Origin of the sequence: Salmonella sp. NW1250 (assembly GCF_051812965.1) — a bacterium.
GTDB classification, from domain to species: Bacteria; Pseudomonadota; Gammaproteobacteria; order Enterobacterales; family Enterobacteriaceae; genus Salmonella; species Salmonella enterica.
Genome location: NZ_JAMNDD010000041.1, coordinates 1 through 704, shown reverse-complemented (window position 1 = coordinate 704; position 704 = coordinate 1). Strand labels below are relative to the sequence as shown.

The window sequence follows — 704 nt, the reverse complement described above, 5'->3', positions numbered from 1 at the left end:
AACGGCACCAGCGCCATATACGAGTACGCCGCCACCGCGATGGCCCCCAGCAGCTCCGGCGCCAGCTTGCCCGACAGGTAAATCGCCGTCGGGCCGTCCGCGCCGCCGATAATGCCGATGGCCGCCGCCTGCGGCAGGGTGAAGCTGATAAGGCCGAAGTAGTTCAGCGTCAGCGCCCCCAGCACGGTGGCGAAGATACCGAACTGCGCCGCCGCGCCGAGCAGCAGGGTGCGCGGGTTGGCCAGCAGCGGGCCGAAGTCGGTCATCGCGCCGACGCCCATAAAGATGACCAGCGGCGCGACACCGGAGCCAATCGCCACTTTGTAGAACAGCGCCAGCACCCCCGGCGTGTAGCCCATGTCCACCGCCAGGTTCTCCATCTGGCTCTGCACCGACGGCAGCGCCAGCGCTAATGCCTCTTTAATGGCGTGCACGTCCGGCGCGCAGTTCAGCTTCGCGGCAATCACCGCCAGCTGCCCGGCGTCGTGGTGCGCCAGCAGGCTTTCCAGCGCGGTCAGCGCCATACCCGCTTCCGGGATATTGGAGAGCAGGCCGCCGAAGCCAATTGGCAGCAGCAGTAACGGCTCGAACTTCTTCGCAATCGCCAGCCACAGCAGCAGCAGGCTCACCAGCAGCATGATGGCCTGGCCTGCGCCAAGGTGCATCAGCCCCATGCCCTGAAGCAGGGCGTTCAGACTTTCCAT

General features: G+C 66.3%; 1 protein-coding gene. It reads right to left on the bottom strand.

From position 1 onward, the window contains the following. Positions 1 to 704: sodium ion-translocating decarboxylase subunit beta (locus tag NBA72_RS24135; RefSeq protein WP_139774226.1), on the bottom strand; the 704-nt coding region annotated here is incomplete at its 3' end.